The sequence below is a fragment of the Vibrio sp. SCSIO 43140 genome (assembly GCF_023716585.1).
Lineage (GTDB): Bacteria > Pseudomonadota > Gammaproteobacteria > Enterobacterales > Vibrionaceae > Vibrio > Vibrio maritimus_B.
In genome coordinates this window covers 959,648-975,823 of the sequence record NZ_CP071851.1, presented here as the reverse complement: position 1 = coordinate 975,823, position 16,176 = coordinate 959,648, and the positions used below count along the sequence as shown (strand labels likewise).

Here is a 16,176-nt window from a genome sequence, read left to right as displayed (position 1 = left end):
ATATGTAAAAATGTGCTACTCATCTGCCGACACATCAAATGTCTTGTTAAGTATCTGAGCACGCTCAAAAAGAATTGGCCCTTGCCAGCGACTTTGCTTCATTGAAACGGCCAACACATAACGATCAGGTGCGATATCTGAGGTGTCGAGTGTCGTTGGATAATCAGACTCGTATTCTTTCCCCCACACCTGGGTATACTTACCATCGATGTAGTCAAACAAACCAACTTCGAGCTTAGGTAAAGGACAGTAAGGATTGAGTAATGCGTTTTTCTCGATCTGCCATTTATCTTTGGCTGACCACCTTACTGTTTGTTTCAAAGGTTGGTTAGTAAAGATGAGCCACTGACTCCAACTGTCACCATCAACAAGAGAAACGTCCAGTCTATATAGCCCAACCTCTAGAGGAGAGGTAAGGTTGTAGCGAATTCCATACGTTGTCGAATCTGTTACACCGTCACCGTTCGCGGTCACATAGAATTCACTGTCGTTTGAGACACGCTTATCAACCCATTTTTTCAAGCTAATTTCCGACACCACACGGTCGGAATCTAATTCTATCGTCGAAAGATAGGTATCGCGGCCTGGGCTTTGGATGGTTTGCTGTCTTACCACAACGTTCTCGACCCAGTCCGGTAAGGGTTGTGAAGAGTAGCCTTTACCACAATCTACACTCAAAGATTGTAAAAAAAGCCTATTGATATGAGATTTCAGACTTTTCGTTGGTTGCTGTTGCCACTCTTCGACCAATGACTGAAACATAGATTCAAGGTCATTGTTTAGTAAGTGTTTATGCGCTTGAGAAATGGTTGATGTACCTTCAAACCAATCGGCACCAACAGATGTTGATGCCGAAAGTAGCGCGATAATTGCAAGTTTGCGTGTGCTGAACATTAGCCTTTCATTTTATAACCGACACCGCGTAGTGTCTCGATTTCAAGTCCAGGTAATTTCTGACGTAGCTGAAGCACGTGTGTATCAACAGTACGTGTTGTTGGGAAATGATTGTAACCCCAAACGTGGTCTAGCAGCTCGTCACGAGTGAATACGCGACCTAGGTTACTCGCTAAAAACAGTAACAAATCAAACTCTGTTCGAGTCAGCGTAATTAGCTCGCCCTTGTAGTTCACTTCACGTGTTGCTTTGTCGATAACCAAGCTATCAGTTACGACCTTTGAAGCATCTTCAGAGTCTGTTTCAGGTGCGCGTAGCTGCGCACGAATACGAGCAAAAAGCTCAGCTTCTGCAAATGGTTTCGTTAGATAGTCATTAGCGCCAGCGTCTAGACCCGTTACTTTATCTTTCACTGTAACAAGTGCCGTCAATAGGATAACTGGCACATCTTTGATCTGCTTCCAACCTGCTAGGTGTTCAACAGAATCACCGTCAGGAAGTTGTCTGTCGAGAATTACCAAGTCTGCTTCTTCCCAGTGCTGCTCTACCTGAGAGATAAGTTCTGCATGCAGGCAGTTGTAACCTGCCAGTTCCAAACTTACCAATAGGCCATCAGCTAGATTCTTGTCGTCTTCAACAAGTAGCAGTGTCTGTTTCACAAGGTATCTCCAATATAAAGGTTGTTGGTGGACCGATAAGGGACATTTTTCCGCCCATTCGGCCAACCATGGATTCTACTATCGTAAGTCCTAGCCCTAATCCAGCTTTACTTACAAATGGCTTTCGAAGCTCTCGCCAATCCTTAGCCGTTAATTGTCCGTTATCTATTACTTCTATTCTGAGTGAATTTGATGATGTCACGACATTCAAACTCACTGGTGCAACGCCATACTTAATGGCATTACGTATCAAGTTATCGATACAAGTGCCCAGCCAATAGATGTTTATTTTAGCTGCTATATCTTGATTGATAGTCAATTTTACGTCAGCTTCAAACTCTTCCTCTGCCTTATAGCTTAGCCAATCTTGAACGGAAGGTAGCCATTCTGTTGAAAGAGGTTTGTTATCTGATTGCAAATAATCCTTACTCGCTTCCGCTAGCTGACGCAATCTACGGGTGTCTTCACATAACCTTCTGAACTCATCATATACAGTTTCGGGTAAGTGCTCAAATTCTCTACGAAAACCTTCTACAGTTAAAGAGAGGCTAGCGATGGGTGTTCTGAGTTCGTGAGTCAAAATCTGCAGAACTAACATTCTGCTTTTCATCTCTTGTCGCTTGGTGTTCCAACGATAGATGGACCAGCCAATCACTAAGAGAATATTGGCAATGATCAGTACGATCATACTAATTCTTAGTACATCGGAATGATCCTCAACTTCCCAACACAAGTTCCCTCTTTGAACGAAACAAGTATTGGTTTGAGACGCTAACTGATAGTTCAACCCAGCTTGTTTTGCATTTTCACGCCAAACTTTTGACTCAAAGAGATAATAGATATCCCCTCGCCTTAGCCAAAGTTCTGAATTTTCAACAAACATTGAAGAGCCGCGGATCAAAGAAGTTACCGTCGGTTCATCCATAATTTGCAGTCGCCCTAGTAGTGAGCCCGGTGGTGCAAGTTCACGCTCCTTGATGTGCATGAATTTTTGCAGTTCATCTTTTTTCTCAGGATATTTAAGGATATACCGAGCCGCGTATGTACCACCGCCGGGGTGGATTAGCCCACTTCTCGCGAACCACTTAGTTGATAGCTTACGACCACCACACATAGCTCTCGTATACACCAAAGGCTCGGTAATCAACGGACTCAGGGGTAATGTGCCACTACAGTTTTCTGCTAGCCGATAAAGCTGTTGAATTTCCTTTAGTGGATATTTGGTTGTTTGAGGGAGCATAGACACTGGCGTCAAAAGCTGTGTTGGGTAGTCAGCTTGGATCACTCTGACGTCGTATGACGCATTCGCTTGCTCGTAGTCAAAGAACTCAACGAACTTATCTATACGCTCGGGCAAAGACTCAGCTTTCGCGCTGAACGAAAAGCTAAGGGGTAGCGTCATCAGTAATGTATAAACTAAGTTCTTCAAAAGACGTGTCTTGTAGATCGTTTGTTGGCATGGATTTTCACACATTATCGGCAAGATGAAAGCTAAGTGCACGCAATTATTTTGTTAAATCCATGTTTGTTGTAGAAATTGTAAACGAAAAAAGCCAGCTTTCGCTGGCTTTCTTAAGTTATTGCTCTTTAAAGCGCTTTAGAAATCGCGTCTACGCTTTCTTTCGCATCACCGAACAACATCGATGTATTCTCTTTAAAGAATAGTGGGTTTTGAACGCCCGCATAACCTGTATTCATTGAACGCTTAAACACGACAACGTTTTGTGCATTCCAAACTTCAAGCACTGGCATGCCAGCGATTGGGCTGTTTGGATCTTCTAGTGCTGCTGGGTTAACAGTGTCGTTCGCACCGATTACCAGAACAGTATCTGTGTCGCCAAAGTCATCATTCAACTCGTCCATTTCAAGCACGATGTCGTAAGGTACTTTTGCTTCCGCTAGTAGTACGTTCATGTGACCCGGTAATCGACCGGCAACTGGGTGGATACCAAATCGTACTTCAACACCTTGTGCACGTAGCTTTTCAGTAATTTCATGTACTGGGTACTGAGCTTGGGCTACTGCCATACCGTATCCAGGAGTGATGATAACTGACTTACTGTTTTTCAGCATCTCAGCAACTTCTTCTGCTGATGTCTCACGGTGTTCGCCCTGCTCTTCATCACTAGAAATCACCACTTCCTGACCGAAGCCACCTGCGATAACACTGATAAACGAACGGTTCATTGCTTTACACATGATGTAAGACAGGATGGCACCTGAAGAACCAACCAACGCACCCGTTACGATTAGCAAGTCGTTTGACAACATGAAACCTGCCGCTGCTGCTGCCCAACCTGAGTATGAGTTCAGCATTGAAACGACAACCGGCATATCCGCACCACCAATTGATGCTACCAAGTGGTAACCAAATACAAGTGCGATCGCTGTCATCACTAATAGAGCGAACATGCTGCCGTCAGCTTTGACGAAGTAGATCAAAAGTAGTGTTGAAACAACAACAGCAGCCAGATTCCACTTGTGTTTGTGAGGAATGTTAAGTGGCGACGATGAAATCACACCGCGAAGTTTACCAAAGGCAACAATAGAGCCTGTAAAGGTTACTGCACCAATGAATACACCAAGGAAAACTTCCACTAAGTGAATTACGTGATGAGCGTGAACTTCAGCAGCAGCCAGCGTTTCAACATTTGGAATGGCCGGTGGATCGATATAGCTGTTGTAACCAACAAGCACTGCGGCTAAACCTACAAAGCTGTGAAGAATTGCAACCAGTTCTGGCATTTCAGTCATTTCTACTTTCTTAGCGTAGAAAATACCAATCGCAGCACCGATTACCATCGCAACAATAATCCATGCAAAACCCTGAGCATCAGGGCTGAAGATCGTTGCAATCAGCGCGATCGTCATACCGGCGATACCATAGTAGTTACCGTTGCGAGCTGACTCTTGCTTAGAAAGTCCCGCCAAACTCATGATAAAAAATAGTGCAGCTACAATGTAAGCTGCTTGTACTAATCCTGCAGACATTGTGACTCCTTATTTATCTTTACGGAACATTTCAAGCATGCGCTTGGTGACGGTGAAACCACCGAATATGTTGATGCTGGCAATCAATACAGCGACGAAGGCTAAGAAGGAAACAACGCCATTGCCTTGTCCAATCTGTAATAGCGCACCAACAACAATAATGCCTGAGATCGCATTCGTTACTGACATTAGCGGTGTATGCAGTGCGTGTGTCACGTTCCATACAACGTAGTAACCAACCACACAAGCTAGTACAAATACCGTAAAGTGAGATAAGAATGCTGCAGGTGCTACAGATGCTACCCATCCAAATACACCGACAGCCGCAGCAAGCCCCACAAGCTTTTTGACTGGAGAAGTTGGCTCTTCAACTTTCTCAGCTGGTTTTGGCGCTTCGGCTTTTGGTGCTTCTGGCTGAGCAGACACTTGAATTGGTGGTGCTGGCCAAGTCACTTCACCTTCTTTGACGACCGTTACACCACGAAGAACCACATCGTCAAAATTAATGTCGATGTTTCCGTCTTTTTCTTTGCAAAGTAGCTTAAGAAGGTTAACTAGGTTTGTTGCATAAAGCTGAGAAGACTGTGTCGGTAGACGACCAACCATATCGGTATAACCGATGATTTTCACGCCGTTTTCTGTTGTGACCACTTGATCTGCCACTGTATATTCACAGTTACCACCATTGGCTGCAGCAAGGTCAACAATAACGCTGCCTGGCTTCATAGCGTCAACCATTTCTTTGGTGACAAGCTTAGGTGCTGGACGTCCCGGAATAAGGGCTGTTGTGATAATGATGTCGACGTCTTTAGCTTGTTCCATGTAGAGCTCTGCTGCCTTCTTATTGAAGTCATCAGACATCTCTTTTGCATAACCGTCGCCCGAACCCGAGTTTTCTTGGTAGTCAACTTCTAAGAAGTCAGCGCCCATCGATTCTACTTGTTCTTTAACTTCTGGACGCACGTCAAAAGCACGTACGATTGCACCCAGACTTCCTGCTGCACCGATCGCTGCTAGACCCGCAACACCAGCACCAGCAACAAATACTTTCGCAGGTGGAACCTTACCTGCTGCCGTAATTTGACCCGTGAAGAAACGGCCAAACTCGTGAGCTGCTTCCACTACCGCTCGGTAGCCGGCAATGTTCGCCATTGAACTTAATGCATCTAATGCCTGTGCGCGAGAGATACGAGGTACCGCATCCATTGCCATTACATTGATGTTCTTACTAGAGAGCTTTTCCATTAACTCAGGGTTTTGTGCAGGCCACACAAAGCTGACTAAGCTAGCGCCATCTTTCAGTGATTCGATTTCTTCATCGGTAGGAGCATTAACTTTCAGAACTAGGTCTGATTGCCATACTTCTTCAGAAGACTTAATCGTCGCTCCCGCAGCGACATAAGCTGCATCGTCGAAACTTGCAAGCAAACCTGCTTGCGATTCAATTGAGACATCAAATCCCAATTTCAAAAGCTGCTCAACCGATTTCGGCGTTGCAGCTACTCGCGTTTCACCCGCGAGTATTTCTTTTGGCACACCAATTTGCATAGCTATTCCTTAACTATTGGCAGAAGTATTGTTCTTTTTTAACCAACTGAGTTCGTAACATCAAGTGATTTGTAACCGAAATACATAATTTCATTACATATAACGGAAAGTAATGACTTTTATACAAACCAATCTAGTAAAAAAACCACACGAAAACCCCGAATTGGAGGTCATACCAGTGCAATAATACCGAGTCTCGGGAATTTTTCGTGTAAGTAGGTCATATTATGACAATTATTGCTGCAAACAGATGACCAACATCAATTAAATCAATCAACTGAAACTGGTCTTTCCAGAACAAAAATGCATCAAGATGATTACCAAAGTTTATGATTCCTCTACTTCCTCTACCACTACGTTGATCTCTTGAAACTGCTCGACAGTGAGACGTTTGTTAACCTGAATATATGTGCCACTTCGAAGCTCATATAATCCGCCGAGTTCATAACAATAGCCAGCAAAGGCTCGACTACCTGCTACTTGATCGAAGATCGCATATGCTTTAACACCATTTCTGATAGCATCTACATGAGCGATTCGATGTTTATACCCGTACTCACCCTCTCTTCCTTTGTCTTCGCTCCAACCCAATACGCGAACATAGGTATCACCATGGATTTCGAATGTGTCCGCTAAATGCACCTGCAGCAGAAGCACGTCACCAATCCATTCCCCCCATGACTGAATGTGTTGTCGCTTTTTGGCTGGGATGAAGCCCAGTTCTTTGAACAATGCATCCCTGCCTATACGTTTGTCTGTATTGATCATTCTTTTGTCCTCAACTCGTTATCTGAACCGCCATTTCGCGCATTAAACCTAATTGCATGGACCACGCTGAGTAGCAAAATCACTAAAGAGACCACTTTGACAAGAACCATACAGAACACCATACCTTTAAGGTTTTAAAAAAAGCACTCTGAGAGCACTATTAATGTGAATACTGATAGGAGCTTCGGCAGGCTTGGTTTTTGACTACTCAGCCATAAACCGACGAACCTAGTCAGTACGAAAATTCGTGTGCACTATACACTTACAGTACGGCGTACGTATATGATCAAGTTCTCATTTTCTAAACAGTCACATGGAAGAAATCGATGTTCGATAGCCAAAGGTTAGGAAACAGTCCGTGAGTGTCGTTAGAACACTGAAAAACAAAAGCCCCTCAACAAATGTTGAAGGGCCCCAGACTAAAGATATCTCGATGTTCAATGCTAATTAGAAAATTGACTCACCCATTTGATCAATGAACATCTGTGCTTTATTGAGCATCAGTTCGTTCGCGTCAGACTCAGAACCGAGTACATCAGAGCGAATAAATCTATGCTCTTTTAGTTCGCCATCTACTTCTTTGGTAATTCGACCGGCGATACGATATTGCCCATTTTCCGCAATAGCCTCTTGGTAGATGAGAAACCCTTTATATTCTACAGGCTCAACTTCTTTTGGTTGCGGTGCTTTGCCGCCTCCGAACAGTTTTGAAAAGAATCCCACAAGCTTTCCTTAACAAGCAGTAATATTGATAATTCATGTTGGCTATTTTCAAGCGGAGGGTCAACCCAAAAGTGTAAAAGTTATCTGGGCATTTACGTAAAACCGGTTTCTTTGGTAGTCGCTGTGTTAACGGTCAGTGTTTTCTAAACATTTAACCTTTATTGAGGTATTTATAAACTTTGCGAATGAGCGTCGGGTTTTAAGTGCAAGAATGACAAAATACTTGGCAAAACATTAAATTACCGTATCCTAAAGAATCGAATTATAAACAACCTGAAGTACCTGAGTTCTTAGTTAATGGCGACCTCTTTTACCAGCTCCAATCTGTTTCGTCTTTTCATGCCTATGTTGATGATGATTGGTGTAATGGTCAGCGTAAATCACATCATTGACGCGACTAAAGCGAATTCAGGTTTTGTCACTAACCTACCTTATATATTGTTTGGAACCGCTGTCGCCCTCAGCCACACATTCAAACAATCTAGAATGGCGATGGTCGCTTTATCCATGCTTGTCGCCTACCTTGTGATACAACTTCGATTACAAAGCCCCCTTAGCTCGGGGACGACATTACTTGAGCTTTCTTTGCTAAGCTTGCTGTTACCTGTGTCGTGCAGTTTGTCGTATTTGTTTTCAGATACCGGAGTCATTAGCAAAGGCATGGCTATCTTTGGTGCTATTCTGGTCAGTTTTATCGGATGGACCGCGCTCATCCTGTCTCATTTTGCAACTGGTGGCTTTTTAGGCTTCGACAACGATCTTTTGATGGCAGTACCTCAGATATCTCGACTGCCACTTGTTCTAGTCCTTTACACACTTGCTATTATCGGCGCCACAGGCATTTTCTTGCTCAATTTCAATCGTCCAATTGATGCGGCTGTTTATGCATCCATTTTTATGGCCGGTGGGACATTTATTTTCTTTCACATCCCATATATCTCAAGCACCCTGTTCTCACTAGCAGGTGTCCTAATAATTATCTATGTCATATCTGCAAGCCATCAAATGGCGTTTAATGATCGACTGACCAATATTCCTGGTCGTCGAGCTTTAGAAATGGATATGAAGCACTTAGGTCGTAAGTTCACCATTGCGATGCTAGACGTTGACCACTTCAAATCGTTCAACGATACCTACGGGCACGATACTGGCGATGACGTACTCAAACTTGTTGCATCTCGTATGCTTAGTGTTGGCGGAAACGCTAAAGTCTATCGTTATGGTGGTGAAGAATTTACTGTGCTGTTCAAGGGAAAAACCGCGAAAGACAGTAAGCCTTTCTTAGAGGAACTAAGGGAGGAGATTCAAAATTACGAAATGGTCATTCGTGACGAGCTAAAGCGTCCCAATAATAACAAACAGGGGGCCAAGAATCGCGGTTCTAACAGTAAACAATCTACAGTGAGCGTAACGGTGAGTATCGGTGCGGCAGACAGTAAAAATACTCGTAAGCCTGAAGACGTTCTCAAGAAGGCGGACAAGGCACTCTACTCCGCTAAAGAGAAAGGACGTAACCAAGTTCAGTGCGCCCGCTAAAGCATCTTAGCCTGTTAAGTTAGTCTTGGTTAAAGAACAACACAATACTCCCGCCCTTTAGATCACTTCCATAATTTACGCTCAACCCAATACCAACATTGTCGACAAATGGCACATGAAAAGGTGGTGTCATTAACCACCCGACCGTTCCTTCGTAGTAATGACTTGAGCCTAGGATGCCAAGTGTGTCCCCACCAATATCTACTCGCCGTATGCTGGTATACACGGTTTGGATTGAACGTCCCCAATCGGTGACATCGTAGAACAGCTTCGCTTCGTTTGACCAATACCAACCTTCCGGCGTACCGACATCGCCCTCGTTTGCTTTACCCCAACCGTATCCAGAAAAATAATTAAACGTTGATTTCAATTTAACCAGACCCCAGCCTTTATCTTTGGAGTAGTTAAAGCCCATTTTGGGTTGAATTGACGTTGCCCATGCGGATGTATTGACCAACTTTCCATCAATAAATCTCTGAAAGAGTTTGGAAAACGGTGATTGAAAGTCATAGTTGCTGTGTAAGTATTGAAGATGAAGGCCGATGCCAGTCTCAAACGTCCAGTGTTCACTGAAGCTAATCTCCTGCTCGTAGCCTGAGAAAACTCCTAATACGTATTTACGATGACTATCGCCAATATCTAAGATTTGGTCTTCTATGCGCAATGCAGAGAACCGAAGGGTCGCTCGTTGTTGAAACTGCTTGTTGTCGGATAAATCAAATGTCAGAGGCAGTGCCGAAACGCCGATATTCTTTCGTCTATCTAAAGCTTCTTGCGACCCAATTTCATCATTATCAATATTAAGTAAGTCATTAGGGTCGAAATCCTTGAAGCCAAAGGTTAATGCGTCGCTGTCCGTTAATATGATCGCCGCTGCAAAATCTTCTTCGAAGATATCTTTAAACTGTGGGTCAGCACGTGCCGTCAGATGAGTTAATGCGATAATAGATACAGTGACCGTTAAAAGTCTCAATGGACAAACCCCAATAACGATTGATGAACGCTAACAATAACAAAAGCGTTACTTTTTACAGTAACGCTTTGTATTAAGTGTAGAAAAACATTGAAAAAAGAGAAGCGTACAATGAAATAATTGTCGCGCTCTACATGGGCGTGATTCTAGAAGAGTCTATGAGGTGGTACTAACAATATCGTTTTCGAGTTGTGAAACGTAGCGATTTCGACCACTTCTCTTCGCTTGATAAAGCAGCTTATCAGCACTTTCGTACAATTCGCTTAATGACTCATTACCGTTAGGAATGGTGCTGTACACACCAAGTGACAACGTCACCCTATCAGAAGTCTGGGAGAACTCATGAGGAATGTTTAGCGAGACGATGCCATCTTTTACCCTTGCTGCGTTCTCTTCAGCTTCGTGAACATCGCTTTTGCTTAGTAAGATAACGAACTCTTCACCACCGTATCGACCTACATACTCTCCAGAGCGAATAAACATAACGTCAAGAAACTGCGCAATGTTTATCAAACACTGATCGCCCTCGGTGTGGCCATAGTTATCGTTGTAGGCTTTAAAATGGTCTACATCCATAAGAATGACAGACAAGGGCATTTGGTGTCTTCCATGCCATTGAATCAGCTCTGTTAGTTTGTCGTCCATATAGCGACGATTAAACAATTTAGTTAGACCATCTTCGTTGGCTTGGTGTTGCAGTGCCCTATTAGCTTCTTCGAGCTGGGAGCTTGCCTGTTTTAACTCGCGACGCATTTGAGCGATTCGTTGCATCGCAATGAGTTTGGACTGCAAGACTATTTTGTTCACGGGTTTAACCAAGTAGTCATCACCACCTGCATCGATAGCTTTCGCAATCATTTCAGGTTCATCGTGACTGCTTAAAAAGATGATTGGTATCCAGTCAGCTTTGTAACGCTGTCGAATTTCAGCTGCCACCTCAAACCCATCCATCTCCGGCATAGAAATGTCGAGTAAAACGAGTTCTGGGTCAAACGTGGGATACAAAGCAAGCGCCTCTCTACCGCTAGCCGCTACCTCTACCTCATGCCCAAGTTGTTTGAGGCGTATCTGTAACTGCATACGCTCCAACTGAGCATCATCTACGAGAAGAATTTTCATCGAAGATTCTATGGACATTATGAGCATCCTTGTCTTTGTATAACACCAACATATGGTTAATATAAACCACATATTAGGATAATATTCAAACAGTCCCACTAAAATTGCAGTAATAACAGTTTGTTTGCGCCCAAATCACAGTTTTGAGTGGGCATTCTGACTCGACTTGGATTATTATTGACGTTTGAAATGATGATCTCTGGATTATCGACAATCTTTACACAGAGAAAGCTGTATGTCTGAAACACAAAACACCGAAACCACTATCGTAGACCTAGAGACAGTCTCCGCTGAGCTTAAACAGGTAATCCTTTTTGATGAGGTACCAGAAGAGCTGTACAACATGGTGGTATCTATCCACGAAGTGACTGAAGAAGCGGTTCGTGAAGCGTGGAACTCTCTGCCAGCAAGCGCGCAGAATATTCTTGATAATTTCGAGCAGTTTCATGCACTCATCTCTGTGAGTCAAGCATTCGCAGGCGTGAGCGCTTTAGAAGAGTTTACTACGATGGAACTACCATCAGATATGAGCGATGACGATAAAGAAGCATACAAAGCAGAGCTTCTTGATAAAGTTCTACAGAACTGCATTAAAGACATGGTTAAGCAGATTAAAAAAGCACGCCGTGATGCTATCTTGAAGCGTGATTTCAAAGAAGTTTTTGTAAAATAATTCGTCTTAAAGATGCCAAAAGAGCCACTTTCTGTGGCTCTTTTTTTATAAGTGCGGTTCGAGTGCCACATCTTTTTGCGACACACTCACCCCTTTTATTTGTGCATACACTTTTTGTCCTTTCTTCAAGCTCAAGTCATCTATCGCCCACTCTGTAACCGTCGCAACTAGCTCACGCTCTTCATCTAGTAACAAGACCACTTCCACGCTTTGCCTCGGCGTTCCCTTACCGCCCAGAGAAATTGATTTCACGACACACGGAAGAATGTTTCGTATTGATGTTTTCTCCGCTCTGTTTAAAGAGATAGATACATCGCTGGCTCGGACCCGCAACCTAACATGTTCCCCAACATCTGCATTGGTATGTTGGACCCATAAATAATGCTCAGGCGTCAAGGCTACCTTGGTTAAACCATAGGTGTCGTTCTGTTCTAACACTGTCCCTTTGAATAGCGCGCTTTTATCTGAAAACGACTGCCATGATTGCATCAGTTTACTCGCCCACACCCGTTCGATTATGTCGGACTCAACAACCTTGCCGCCATCAATCACTACTAAGTGTTGAGCTAACCTGAGGATCTCGTTCTGGCTATGCGTAACATAGAGTATCGGTATATCCACCTGATTAGAAAGTGCTTCTAAAAAAGGCATTAGCTCTCTCTTTCTTGGCGTGTCTAAAGATGCCAAAGGTTCATCCATAAGCAGTATGTTCGGCTTACTTAATAAAGCTCGTCCAATGGCTACTCGTTGCTTTTCACCACCAGATAAATGGCTTGGATAACGATCGAGAAGCACCTCAATAGCGAGTAGTTTTATGATTTCGTTGAAGTAATCCTCATCCTTTTTCGTGACGCCGTAACATAAATTTCGCTCGACCGTCATATGTGGAAAGAGTCTAGCGTCTTGGAATACGTAGCCGATCTTGCGTTTTTCGATGGGCACATTGATGTTGTGTCGAGAATCGAATAACGGCTCGTGATTAATTGCGATATAGCCTGCATCAGGTTCGACCAACCCACTGACTAAGTTGATAAGCGTCGTTTTCCCCGCACCAGAGCGACCAAAAATGGCAGTAATACCTTTAGCCGGTAATGATGTTTTAAGGTGAAAAGACTGAGACTCGAACTGCTTCTTAACATCGATGCTAATTGTGCTCATTTCACCACTCCTAAACGACGCCCCATCCAGCGATTAAGCGACTCAGAGAAATAGAGAGACGCCAATGAAATAGCAATTGAAATGACACATAAACGAAACGCAGCAGATTCTGCCCCTGGGGTTTCGAGAAAACTATACATAGCCAAAGGAATAGTCTGCGTCTCTCCTGGAATATTGGAGACAAAGCTAATGGTTGCTCCAAATTCACCCAAACTTCTAGCAAACGACAGCATGGTACCGCTAATTATGCCAGGGATGATCAAGGGTAAGGTAATAGTCCAAAATACTTTTTGGGGAGAAGCGCCTAACGTCCGTGCGGCTTGTTCTAGCTTGTAATCCACGTTTTCCATTGATAAACGAATAGAGCGCACCATAAGCGGTAACGCGACAATAATGCATGCCAGCACCGCGCCTCGCCAGCTAAAGCTAAAACTCATACCCGTATACTGATAGATAAACTGCCCGATGAACCCTTGTCGACCCATAGAAATAAGCAACAGATACCCTACCACGACGGGAGGTAAAACCAGCGGTAAATGGACAACACTGTCTAAAAGGCTCTTACCGACAAAATCCTTTTTACTTAGCAACCAAGCCAAAAACACACCGATTGGGATTAGCCATACTATCGCAACTGACGCGACTTTAAGGCTCAAAAAGATCGCTTCTACTTCGTATTCTGTCAACATATTAGCGGGTTAACGTCCCTTCAGTAATAAATCCATAATGTCTCAATATAGCCTGTCCTTTTTCCGAACGCACAAATAGAGTGAACAGAACTGATTCTGGAGATTCATTTAAATTCGCCATTGGGTAGTCAATCGAATGATGACTCGAAGTGGGAAATACCGCGAGAATAGTGACACCGTCACTCGCTAATACATCAGAGCGATATACCACACCCAGCGGCGCTTCTTGTCTGTCCACGAGCGCCAACACCTGTCTTACATTATTCACAGGTGCCAGCTGTTTTCTTACATCACTCCAGAGCCCTAAAGATTCTAGCGCCTGTTTTGTATAGATCCCGACGGGAACGGCATCTGTTTGCCCGATTGCAAGCCTGTTATCTTTCAACAACGACCTCCACTGCGCAGATGAAGTTAAATCAAAGGAGTCCGCCTCGAACCGTTCATGCTTTAATGGCTTACTGGTAATAAGGGCTAACTCATTGTGGGCGACAACATGTACGTTTGAAGCTTCAACCGCCCCCTTTGTCTGTAAGTAATCCATCCAACGAGTATTGGCCGAGATGAATATGTCTGCAGGTGCTCCGATGAGAATTTGTCGCGCTAAAGAAGACGATCCAGCAAACACTGTTCTTATCTCAATATTTTCTTGGTTCTCAAATTCTTCTGCTATCTCATTAACCGCATTCGTCATTGAGCTGGCAGCAAATACAGTCAATGTTTTAGCCAATGAGCTATGTGACAGCGTAATCAATATGACTAATAGTAAATAACGCATAGATACTCTACTCTGCTCTAGCCGCTTCAGTTAGATCTGGCCAAAGCAGATCCAGTTTCAAATGTTCTTCAATCGAGTCAGCAATGCGATCAATCGCATTCTCTTTTTCATCGTTAATGGCGAAACTTTCTACATTAGCGCCATTCACCCACTGCGAGATAACGCTGACGACGTCAGGCAAGTCAAAGAAACCATGAACATACGTTCCTAGAACTTGATTGTCTTCGCTGATTGCACCATCTTTAACGCCATTAGAGAAAGTCACCGGCTGAACTCCCGAGACTTTTGATTGACCCGCGTGTATCTCATACCCCTCGATTTCAACAGTACGTTCAACAAGGTTCAAGCAGCCTTTCACATTCGTTAATTGCTTCTCAGCTTCGAGTTGAGTAGTTAAGTTCAGTAGCTTTAAGCCTTCACTTCGACCAGGCTTTCCTTCAATACCATGCAAATCAGCAATCTCATCACCCAACATTTGGTATCCACCACAGATACCGACAACCTTACCTCCGAATCGAAGGTGGCGATCAATATCTTTGTCCCAGCCCTGTTCACGTAAATAGGCGAGGTCATCTCGCACAGATTTTGTGCCAGGCAGTATGATCAGATCTGCTGAGTCTAAACGCTCGCCTTTGCCCACATAGCGAAAGTCGATATCAGGATGTAGACGAAGTGCATCAAAATCCGTGTGGTTACTGATTCTCGTAAGCACCGGAACAGCGACGCTCAACTTGGTGTGGGACTTTTCGTCATGGGAAGCATCGATCGCATCCTCGGCCTCGATGTTTAACCCATGTAGGTATGGGATAACGCCAATGACTGGCTTGCCCGTCTTTTCTTCTAGCCAATCTAAGCCGGGTTCTAATAATGATATATCGCCGCGAAAACGGTTAATAACAAAGCCAATTACACGCGCCTGCTCTGACTCAGATAATAGTGCTAAAGTGCCGTAGAGGTGCGCGAAAACACCGCCACGATCGATGTCTGCTACGATTATCACCGGAACGTCAGCTTCTTCTGCAAACCCCATGTTTGCAATGTCGTTTTCTCTGAGGTTAATCTCCGCTGGACTCCCAGCGCCCTCAATCACAATTGAGTCAAATTCTTTGCTGAGTTTATCAAATGAGTCCAATACAAACGGCATTGCCATACGCTTATAGTCATGAAAACCAACGGCATCCATATTCGCATACGCTTTACCTTGAATGATAATTTGCGCACCAGTGTCTGAATTAGGCTTAATGAGCACGGGATTCATGTGAACGGTTGGATTCACGTTGGCTGCTTGAGCTTGCACTGCTTGCGCGCGCCCTATTTCTCCGCCGTCAGATGTTACTGCACTGTTTAACGCCATATTCTGACTCTTAAAAGGGGCAACGTTTATCCCTTTGCGAGCCAAGACACGGCATAACCCTGCCACTAAGACACTTTTACCTGCATCTGATGTGGTTCCCTGTACCATTAGGGCTTGTGAAGTACGACGCATATTGACCTGTTTTTATTGGTAAGACTCTATGAATAGTTTACCTTGTTTGACTTAGCTGACCAACGGTTTGCTTTGAATTCTAAGCACTTATAACGCTTTGTAGAGCTTGATCAGGCTCTAATTATGGTGACAATATCTCGATATAATCAAAATGGTCTGTATTTTGCAGTACTTTTTTTTATAT

General features: G+C 43.8%; 15 protein-coding genes. 2 read left to right on the top strand and 13 right to left on the bottom strand.

Going from position 1 to position 16,176, the window contains the following annotated elements:
• Nucleotides 1-15 precede the first annotated feature (15 nt).
• The 7 genes from J4N45_RS22905 to J4N45_RS22875 all read right to left on the bottom strand — a co-directional run bounded on the left by J4N45_RS22905 (nucleotide 16) and on the right by J4N45_RS22875 (nucleotide 7,583).
• Nucleotides 16-894: a DUF2861 family protein gene (locus tag J4N45_RS22905; protein WP_252017201.1), complete on the bottom strand. Its 879-nt coding sequence runs from the start codon at nucleotides 892-894 to the stop codon at nucleotides 16-18.
• Complete coding sequence (vxrB, locus tag J4N45_RS22900) at nucleotides 894-1,553, bottom strand: response regulator transcription factor VxrB (protein ID WP_128648732.1); 660 nt, start codon at nucleotides 1,551-1,553, stop codon at nucleotides 894-896. The genes J4N45_RS22905 and vxrB overlap by 1 nt, the downstream gene beginning before the upstream one ends.
• On the bottom strand, nucleotides 1,528-2,955 hold the full coding sequence (gene vxrA / locus J4N45_RS22895; RefSeq protein ID WP_252017230.1) for a sensor histidine kinase VxrA: 1,428 nt from the start codon (nucleotides 2,953-2,955) through the stop codon (nucleotides 1,528-1,530). Before vxrA ends, vxrB begins: the two co-directional genes overlap by 26 nt.
• Nucleotides 2,956-3,140: 185 nt before the next feature.
• Nucleotides 3,141-4,544 (bottom strand): Re/Si-specific NAD(P)(+) transhydrogenase subunit beta, encoded by a 1,404-nt coding sequence (pntB, locus tag J4N45_RS22890; protein ID WP_252017200.1) that lies wholly within the window; start codon nucleotides 4,542-4,544, stop codon nucleotides 3,141-3,143.
• A gap of 9 nt (nucleotides 4,545-4,553) precedes the next feature.
• Nucleotides 4,554-6,092 (bottom strand): Re/Si-specific NAD(P)(+) transhydrogenase subunit alpha, encoded by a 1,539-nt coding sequence (locus tag J4N45_RS22885; RefSeq protein WP_252017199.1) that lies wholly within the window; start codon nucleotides 6,090-6,092, stop codon nucleotides 4,554-4,556.
• 327 nt (nucleotides 6,093-6,419) lie between these two features.
• Nucleotides 6,420-6,860 (bottom strand): hypothetical protein, encoded by a 441-nt coding sequence (locus J4N45_RS22880; RefSeq protein ID WP_252017198.1) that lies wholly within the window; start codon nucleotides 6,858-6,860, stop codon nucleotides 6,420-6,422.
• A 447-nt stretch (nucleotides 6,861-7,307) separates the two neighbouring features.
• Complete coding sequence (locus J4N45_RS22875) at nucleotides 7,308-7,583, bottom strand: HlyU family transcriptional regulator (RefSeq protein WP_234496768.1); 276 nt, start codon at nucleotides 7,581-7,583, stop codon at nucleotides 7,308-7,310.
• A gap of 297 nt (nucleotides 7,584-7,880) precedes the next feature.
• On the opposite strand from J4N45_RS22875, the gene J4N45_RS22870 reads away from it, so the two are divergent.
• Nucleotides 7,881-9,119, top strand: a complete 1,239-nt coding sequence (locus J4N45_RS22870; RefSeq protein ID WP_252017197.1) for a GGDEF domain-containing protein — start codon at nucleotides 7,881-7,883, stop codon at nucleotides 9,117-9,119.
• Between the two features lie 19 nt (nucleotides 9,120-9,138).
• Here J4N45_RS22870 and J4N45_RS22865 read toward each other — a convergent pair whose 3' ends face one another.
• Together J4N45_RS22865 and J4N45_RS22860 are read right to left on the bottom strand one after the other, a co-directional pair.
• Nucleotides 9,139-10,092, bottom strand: coding sequence for a Solitary outer membrane autotransporter beta-barrel domain (locus J4N45_RS22865; RefSeq protein WP_252017196.1), 954 nt, complete (start codon nucleotides 10,090-10,092; stop codon nucleotides 9,139-9,141).
• A gap of 156 nt (nucleotides 10,093-10,248) precedes the next feature.
• Nucleotides 10,249-11,211, bottom strand: a complete 963-nt coding sequence (locus tag J4N45_RS22860; protein WP_128648724.1) for a GGDEF domain-containing protein — start codon at nucleotides 11,209-11,211, stop codon at nucleotides 10,249-10,251.
• A 235-nt stretch (nucleotides 11,212-11,446) separates the two neighbouring features.
• Between J4N45_RS22860 and J4N45_RS22855 the strand changes: the two genes are divergently transcribed.
• A complete protein-coding gene (locus J4N45_RS22855; RefSeq protein ID WP_042471605.1) occupies nucleotides 11,447-11,884 on the top strand; it encodes a DUF3069 domain-containing protein in 438 nt (145 codons plus the stop codon).
• A gap of 45 nt (nucleotides 11,885-11,929) precedes the next feature.
• Here the strand turns inward: J4N45_RS22855 and modC are convergent, their stop codons facing one another.
• The 4 genes from modC to J4N45_RS22835 are packed head-to-tail and all read right to left on the bottom strand — an operon-like array spanning nucleotide 11,930 to nucleotide 15,992.
• On the bottom strand, nucleotides 11,930-13,042 hold the full coding sequence (gene modC / locus J4N45_RS22850; protein WP_252017195.1) for a molybdenum ABC transporter ATP-binding protein ModC: 1,113 nt from the start codon (nucleotides 13,040-13,042) through the stop codon (nucleotides 11,930-11,932).
• On the bottom strand, nucleotides 13,039-13,731 hold the full coding sequence (modB, locus tag J4N45_RS22845) for a molybdate ABC transporter permease subunit (RefSeq protein WP_252017194.1): 693 nt from the start codon (nucleotides 13,729-13,731) through the stop codon (nucleotides 13,039-13,041). The genes modC and modB overlap by 4 nt, the downstream gene beginning before the upstream one ends.
• 1 nt (nucleotide 13,732) lies before the next feature.
• On the bottom strand, nucleotides 13,733-14,506 hold the full coding sequence (modA, locus tag J4N45_RS22840; protein WP_252017193.1) for a molybdate ABC transporter substrate-binding protein: 774 nt from the start codon (nucleotides 14,504-14,506) through the stop codon (nucleotides 13,733-13,735).
• Nucleotides 14,507-14,513: 7 nt separating this feature from the next.
• A complete protein-coding gene (locus J4N45_RS22835) occupies nucleotides 14,514-15,992 on the bottom strand; it encodes a cobyric acid synthase (protein WP_252017192.1) in 1,479 nt (492 codons plus the stop codon).
• Between the last annotated feature and the right edge of the window lie 184 nt (nucleotides 15,993-16,176).